The organism is Sanguibacteroides sp. AM78-02pH3A (assembly GCF_027666085.1).
In the GTDB taxonomy this organism is placed as follows: domain Bacteria; phylum Bacteroidota; class Bacteroidia; order Bacteroidales; family Marinifilaceae; genus Gabonibacter; species Gabonibacter massiliensis.
Map to the genome: position 1 here is coordinate 22,061 of NZ_JAQEHX010000011.1, position 6,888 is coordinate 28,948.

Annotated in this window: 7 protein-coding genes; 1 reads left to right on the forward strand and 6 read right to left on the reverse strand. The window is 41.7% G+C overall.

The annotated features are described in order from the left end of the window. Nucleotides 1-56 precede the first annotated feature (56 nt). The 6 genes from PGR74_RS12725 to era all read right to left on the reverse strand — a co-directional run bounded on the left by PGR74_RS12725 (nt 57) and on the right by era (nt 6,210). Complete coding sequence (locus PGR74_RS12725; RefSeq protein ID WP_041502538.1) at nt 57-1,034, reverse strand: RnfABCDGE type electron transport complex subunit D; 978 nt, start codon at nt 1,032-1,034, stop codon at nt 57-59. Nucleotides 1,035-1,055: 21 nt separating this feature from the next. After that, nucleotides 1,056-2,387 carry an electron transport complex subunit RsxC gene (rsxC, locus tag PGR74_RS12730; RefSeq protein ID WP_041505585.1) on the reverse strand — a complete coding sequence of 444 codons (1,332 nt, stop codon included), beginning with the start codon at nt 2,385-2,387 and terminating at the stop codon, nt 1,056-1,058. A 45-nt stretch (nt 2,388-2,432) separates the two neighbouring features. Then, nucleotides 2,433-3,302 (reverse strand): Fe-S cluster domain-containing protein, encoded by an 870-nt coding sequence (locus PGR74_RS12735; protein ID WP_041502540.1) that lies wholly within the window; start codon nt 3,300-3,302, stop codon nt 2,433-2,435. A gap of 65 nt (nt 3,303-3,367) precedes the next feature. Further along, nucleotides 3,368-3,781, reverse strand: a complete 414-nt coding sequence (locus PGR74_RS12740) for a SoxR reducing system RseC family protein (protein ID WP_041505580.1) — start codon at nt 3,779-3,781, stop codon at nt 3,368-3,370. Nucleotides 3,782-3,926: 145 nt separating this feature from the next. Beyond that, complete coding sequence (gene der / locus PGR74_RS12745; protein ID WP_041502542.1) at nt 3,927-5,234, reverse strand: ribosome biogenesis GTPase Der; 1,308 nt, start codon at nt 5,232-5,234, stop codon at nt 3,927-3,929. A gap of 91 nt (nt 5,235-5,325) precedes the next feature. Then, complete coding sequence (gene era / locus PGR74_RS12750) at nt 5,326-6,210, reverse strand: GTPase Era (protein WP_041502543.1); 885 nt, start codon at nt 6,208-6,210, stop codon at nt 5,326-5,328. A 128-nt stretch (nt 6,211-6,338) separates the two neighbouring features. Between era and PGR74_RS12755 the strand changes: the two genes are divergently transcribed. Further along, nucleotides 6,339-6,791 (forward strand): YhcH/YjgK/YiaL family protein, encoded by a 453-nt coding sequence (locus tag PGR74_RS12755; protein WP_041502544.1) that lies wholly within the window; start codon nt 6,339-6,341, stop codon nt 6,789-6,791. The last annotated feature ends 97 nt before the right edge of the window (nt 6,792-6,888 follow it).

Genomic DNA, 6,888 nt, shown 5'->3' on the forward strand with positions numbered 1-6,888 from the left:
ATTTATGATTTAGCGATTGGTTACGGTCATCGTAAATCCAAATCAGTAATCCTTCATTATGCAAATCTTACCGGTTTACAGTATCTGTTGATCAACGGGGTAAAACCGTTCATAATCAAAATGGCGAACGACATCCCTTCCGGATAGGCTCCGAAATTTCGGATGACAACGGTCAATAATCCGATGCCTGCGCCATAAATAAACATTCCTTTATAGGACATGGGGGAGGTGACGTAATCTGTTGCCATAAAAATGGCTCCTAACATCATGCCTCCGGTAAAGAGGTGGAATACCGGACCGGCAAACTGGTCCGGACTTGCTAAATGTAAAATACCCGAAAAAATAATGACGGTAGCAAAGATCGTTACGGGAATATGCCAAGTGATAATTCTGCGAATAAGCATATAGGCGAAGCCTAAAAGCAAGGCAAGTGCAGCTACTTCTCCGAGGCTACCTCCTATGTTTCCTAAAACTAAATCTTCATTTGAAAATCCGGCTGCAGATAAAGCATCGGAGATGGGCTGCCCGGTCTTAAAAGCTCCCTTGGCAATAGCTAACGGAGTTGCACCCGTTAAAGCATCCGTGGTGGAGAATCCGTGAGGAATAGGCCATGTCGTCATTTGAACCGGGAAAGAGATCAACAAAAATACCCGTCCCACGAGGGCGGGATTAAAAATGTTGTTTCCTAAACCACCGAAGCTCATTTTTCCGACTCCGATGGCGACCAAGGCGCCGATGATCACGATCCATACCGGAAGTGATGAAGGCAGGTTGAATGCTAACAAAACACCGGTGATAATAGCCGACCCGTCCCAAATGGTAGGCTGTTGTTTCAATATGTATTTTTGAATTAAATATTCAAAGACGAGGCAGGCTATCACGGAAGTCAGGGTTACGGTGATTGCTCCCAAGCCGAAAAATACGATGGCACAGATAAATGCCGGAATAAGGGCAATGAGTACGCCATACATGTTTTTTTCTATCGAATCCCTACTGTGTATGTGAGGTGAAGGAGATATGATTAAATTACTCATAAGTGAATTTTAATTTAAGATTTATGATTTACGTGATCGAATCATTTGGCCTGTTCTTGCCTTTCCCAGGCGTATAACATCCAAAAGAGGCCTGTTGGCTGGACAGGTAAAACTGCATGAGCCACATTCTATGCAGTCCATGATTTTTTCTGTTTCCAAATCCTCCGTTCTGTTTCGCTCACTTAGGGACATCAATAGATAAGGTTCTAATCCCATCGGACAGACACTAACGCATTTAGCACACCGGATGCAATTACGGGAAGATGTTCGGCTGGCTTCTTTTTGATTCAGCAGTAAGACACCGCTGGAACCTTTAGTGATAGGTAGGTCTGTTGTCGTCAGAGCTTTGCCCATCATAGGACCACCGCCGATAATTTTTCCCGTGTCTTCGGGAAGGCCTCCGGCAGCTTCGATCAATTTCGTGATCGGCGTGCCGATCCGGCATAGATAATTTCCCGGTTCTTTTAAAGACTTTCCGGTTACCGTAACAACTCTTTCAAACAGAGGTTTATGTTTCATTACAGCTTCATATACGGCGTATACAGTTCCCACGTTTTGTACGACAGCCCCGACGGCAATCGGAAGCGCTCCCGAAGGAACATGTTTACCCGTGGTAGCTTGGATCAATTGTTTTTCTCCACCTTGCGGGTACTTTATTTGCAACGGATATACTTCAATCCCTTTTACTTTACGGGCTTCTTGCCGGAGGAGCTGGATAGCGTCCGATTTGTTGTTTTCGACGCCTATGATTGCCTTTTGAACATGAAGGGCTTTCATCAACAATTCTATTCCGACGACCAATTCGGCTCCGTGTTCCAGCATCAGTCGATGATCGGCTGTCAGGTACGGTTCGCATTCTACACCGTTAATAATTAAAACTTCTGCCGTATTTCCCGGTGGAGGTGATAATTTTACCTGAGTGGGGAATGTTGCTCCTCCCATTCCGACAACACCTGCACTTTGAATGGCCGATATGATCTCTTCTTTGGTAAATTCGTCCGGCCTTTTGTTTACTGCTTCACGTAATATTCCCTCTTCCCATTCGTCGCCTTCGACCTTTATAATAATGGCCGGTTTGGGGTATCCGCTACTATCTATTACCGGTTCTATGTTGGCGACAGTCCCGGAAACGGAACTGTGGATGTTAGCGGAAATAAATCCGGTAGCTTGGGCAATGAGTTGTCCGACTTTCACCTGATCGCCTTTTTTTACGACCGGGGTAGCGGGAGCTCCAATATGTTGTGAAAGCGGGATGATCACTTGTTCGGGGATTGGCAAAGTAATGATTTCCCCTTGTGATGATAATTTATTTTCGGGTGGATGTACACCTCCTAATTTAAATGTCTTCAACACGGTTTTCAATTTTAGGTTTTAGGATTCAGTAGATATATCTAAACTCTACGCTTCTTGATTCGTGGCGGTAGTCTCAGCAGGTTCGGTTATTTTCCGGGGTGGAAAATTCACTTCATGGATGGCCCCCGTGGGACAAACACTAACGCACTTCCGGCATAATTTGCATTTCCGGAAATCGATGTAAGCAAGATTGTTTTCTAACGTGATCGCTTCAAAAGGACACTCTTTCACGCATTTTCCACAACCGATACAAGCAACCGTACAAGCTTTACGGGCTATCCCGCCTTTATCTTTGTTCACGCAACATACGAATACCCTGCGGTCTTTCGGCCCCTTGTTTCGTAATTCAATAATGTTGCGGGGACAAGCTTTCACACAAGCTCCGCAGGCGACACATTTTTCATCTGAGACTACGGGCAATTCGTTGGCATCCATGTGGATGGCATCGAAGGGACAGGCTTTTACGCAATCGCCACATCCTAAACAACCGTACGTGCAATCCGTTTCTCCCCGATAAAGAGAGTGTTCTATGGCACAGGATGAGTAGCCGTCATACCGGCTTGTACGTTTCCGATTTTCACAAGTACCGTTACATCTCACAACGGCAATTTGCGGAGTTTGTGCACTTGCTTCCATGCCTAAGGCTGCGGCTACTTTTGCCATCGTTTCTGTACCCCCTACCGGACAAAAAAGTCCGTCCAAGGAGGTCGCTTTTACGGTCGCCTCGGCAAATCCCCTACATCCCGGTTTGCCACAACCTCCGCAATTTGCTCCCGGTAGTATACTTTCCACGATATCGATTCTGGGGTCCTCTTCGACTTTGAATTTTTGTGCGACCAGATAAAGGATTACAGCTGCTGCAATTCCGATGGCGCATAAAGAGATAATAGTGTAAATAATAGTAGTAGTAATCATAAGATTTTTCGTTTTGTCTCTTCTTTACAGTTATAGCGCTCGTAAAGTTATTAATTTTTTCATGTTTATTCTATTTTAACCTTGAATTTTATCTTTTGGGCAAACCGATTTCTAAAGAAGTATATGATTATAAAATAGATGGTAATTGTTAAAAGTGAATATAAGGCAGCCCAAGTTTCTTCTATCCCGGAGGAGACGAGTAGAGCTAAAATGGCGATCAGAACAACGGAAGGGAGAAAGTAGGCGAATAAAACGGAATATAAAGCGTTTCCGACACTTGCCATAACAATCACTTTATCTCCGACTTCTACGGGAGTATTGGGCTTTTCGGCCGTGATGTTTTTATGAGTCACTTCCGATAGCCCGCAAGCACCTTTGGCATGACAGGCGGCGCAGGCAGATTGACTTTGGATGGAAACCGTAATATGGGAATCGTTGATTGCAATGACGATTCCCTCGTGTGTGATCGTATCGGCCATTTTCTTCTTTTTAAACGCCCTAAAGATAATAATAATTTTAGATCGGCGATTTAAAATTAAAGGATCGGGGCATTAAGGGAGGGGGAATTTTTTAATTTACAAATTGCCATTAAAAAAGTCAGAATATGTATTCTGACTTTTAAATCTATTTTTTGCGCATGAAAATTTGAATGGGTACCCCTGTAAATTTCCAATGCTCGCGAATTTTATTTTCCAAAAATCTTTTGTACGGGTCTTTCACGTATTGCGGAAGATTGCAGTAGAAAGCAAATGCGGGCGTAGCCGTCGGTAATTGCGTGATGTATTTTATACGAACGTATTTGCCTTTCATGCTCGGTGGAGGAAAGTTCTCAATCTCTTCTAACATCACGTTATTCAATTCCGATGTTTTTATTTTTTGAGAACGGTTTTTATACGTTTCAATTGCTGCCTCCAAAGCCTTTAATAAACGTTGTTTGGTCAATGCCGAGGTGAAAATAATTTGTACGTCATCGAAAGGGGCTATTTTCATTCTTAGCTCTTTTTCGAAGTTGATAAGGGTTTTGTTATCCTTTTCTATAAGGTCCCATTTGTTGACGAGAATGACTACTCCTTTCTGGTTTCGTTCGATCAAATGAAATATATTTAGATCTTGGGATTCCATGCCTCTGGTGGCGTCAATGAGTAGCATACAGATATCCGAATCCTCTATTGCTCTTACGGAACGCATGACGGAATAGAATTCAACATCTTCGTTCACTTTGGTTCTTTTTCGTAATCCGGCCGTATCGATCAATAGAAAATCATGCCCGAAACGATTGTAACGGGTGGCTAACGTATCTCTTGTCGTTCCGGCTACATCGGTTACGATATTGCGTTCTTCGCCTATTAAGGCGTTGATCGTGGAAGATTTTCCCACGTTCGGTCGTCCTACGATCGCAATCTTGGGAAGATGTTCCGTTTCTTCAATGGTATTATTGGAAAAGTGTGAAACCACTTTGTCCAACAAGTCTCCCGTACCTGAACCGCTGGCGGAAGAAATAGGAAATAACTCTTCCCCTATTCCCAGTTTATAGAATTCGTGAGCATCGTATAGGCGTTCTCCGTTATCTACTTTATTGACTACAAGGTAGATGGGTTTGTCCACTTTCCTTAAGAGTTTGGCGAAACTTTGATCCAAGTCGGTAATTCCCAGTTCCACATCACATACGAAAAGAATAACGTCCGCTTCATCTAAAGCCAGCATCACCTGTTTGTTAATCTCTTCTTCAAATATATCGGAACTGTTAGATACATAACCACCGGTATCGATAATGGAAAATTCTTTACCGATCCAGTCGGATTTTCCGTAATTCCTGTCGCGGGTTACACCGCTCTCTTCATTTACAATGGCTTTTCTTTTTCCAATCAATCGATTGAAAAGAGTTGATTTTCCTACATTCGGTCGTCCTACGATTGCTACTATATTACTCATATATATTAATTGTACGTTTTAAATTGACGGTTGACGATTATGGTTTTCTCTGTTATAATCACTCAATCGTTCCATCGAATTACATTTGTTTTTAGGCTTGTTTGTACCCGAAATTCTTCAAATCTTTTTCTTTGTTTCTCCAATCTTTCAATACTTTTACATAAAGATTGAGGAATACTTTTTTGCCGAAAAAAGCTTCTATATCCAGACGGGCTTCCGTTCCTACTTTTTTTAGAGAGGCTCCCTGATGTCCGATGATTATTCCTTTTTGCGAATCGCGTTCCACGTGAATGACAGCCATGATATGGATTCTTTTCGCTTCTTCTTTAAACTCTTCCACGACGACCTCAACGGAATAAGGAACTTCTTTCTCATAATTTAAAAGGATCTTTTCCCGTATAATCTCCGTCACGAAAAAGCGGGCGGGCATATCGGTTAAATCTTCTTTATCGAAATAAGGCTCTCCGACGGGCAAGAGTTCCAGTATTCGTTTGTATAGATTATCCACATTGAAATTTTCCGTGGCCGAAAGCGGAAATATTTCAGCTTGAGGCAAAATTTGCTTCCATCTGTCGAATAAAACATCTAATTTATCCGCCGTGGTTAGGTCTATTTTGTTAATAACCAGCAGAATGGGTGCTTTGCTTTGTTTCACCTTCTCAATAAAGTCCGCATTTTTTTCAAAATCTTCAACAACATCAGTAACATAAAGGATGATGTCTGCATCTATGATCGCCGATTTGGAAAAATCGAGCATGTACTCTTGCATTTTATAGCTGGGTTTGACAACCCCGGGCGTATCGGAAAATACGATTTGATAATCATCTCCGTTTACGATTCCTTTGATCCTATGTCTGGTTGTTTGTGATTTGGAGGTGATAATAGATAATTTTTCTCCGACCAACCGGTTCATTAAGGTTGATTTTCCTACGTTGGGATTACCCAAAATGTTGACGAAACCTGCTCTATGCTCCATTTATTTAATCATTTAATTGGGTACAAAGGTACGATAACTAATTGAAAGTTGGAAATCGGAAGTTGAAATTTCTTTCGGGACAAGAATGAAAACAATTTGTTATCTTTGTCCGGGATAAATGAAATGCAATGATTATAGATAAGCTTTTGAATAGTAGTCGTGTAGAAAATCTGAACCCGTATTTTAAAGCCGTGTTCGATTATATAAAAACACATGATATGACCGTTATGCCGTTGGGCCGTATCGATATAGCAGGAGAGGATGCTTACATAAAAGTGGATGAGGTGGATGGAAAGGAGGAGGAAGAGGCTTTTTTGGAACGTCACGAGTCTTACATCGATATACAACTTCCCTTGTTAGGCGAAGAAATTTATGGGTGGAAAGCTAAAGAAGATCTGCGTGACATAAAAAAGGCTTACGATGTTGAGGGTGATTTTATGTTTTATCAAGATAGACCTTCTTTCTATTTTCCTTTACAAGCCGGGGAGTTTGTAATTTTTTTCCCGGAAGATGCTCATGCCCCTTGTATAGGTAGTGGAAAGATAAAAAAGATAGTGGCTAAAATTAAAACGAAGGTATAATCGGATGATTTAGTGATTATGTGATTTAGTGATTATGTGATTTAGTGATTATGTGATTTAGTGATTATGTGATTTAGTGATTATGTGATTTAGTGAT

What these genes read in the sequence shown, in the direction of transcription:
- PGR74_RS12725 (WP_041502538.1), bottom strand. Translation starts at nt 1,034, where the DNA reads ATGAGTAATTTAATCATATCTCCTTCACCTCACATACACAGTAGGGAT.
- PGR74_RS12735 (WP_041502540.1), bottom strand. Translation starts at nt 3,302, where the DNA reads ATGATTACTACTACTATTATTTACACTATTATCTCTTTATGCGCCATC.
- PGR74_RS12740 (WP_041505580.1), bottom strand. Translation starts at nt 3,781, where the DNA reads ATGGCCGATACGATCACACACGAGGGAATCGTCATTGCAATCAACGAT.
- der (WP_041502542.1), bottom strand. Translation starts at nt 5,234, where the DNA reads ATGAGTAATATAGTAGCAATCGTAGGACGACCGAATGTAGGAAAATCA.
- era (WP_041502543.1), bottom strand. Translation starts at nt 6,210, where the DNA reads ATGGAGCATAGAGCAGGTTTCGTCAACATTTTGGGTAATCCCAACGTA.
- PGR74_RS12755 (WP_041502544.1), top strand. Translation starts at nt 6,339, where the DNA reads ATGATTATAGATAAGCTTTTGAATAGTAGTCGTGTAGAAAATCTGAAC.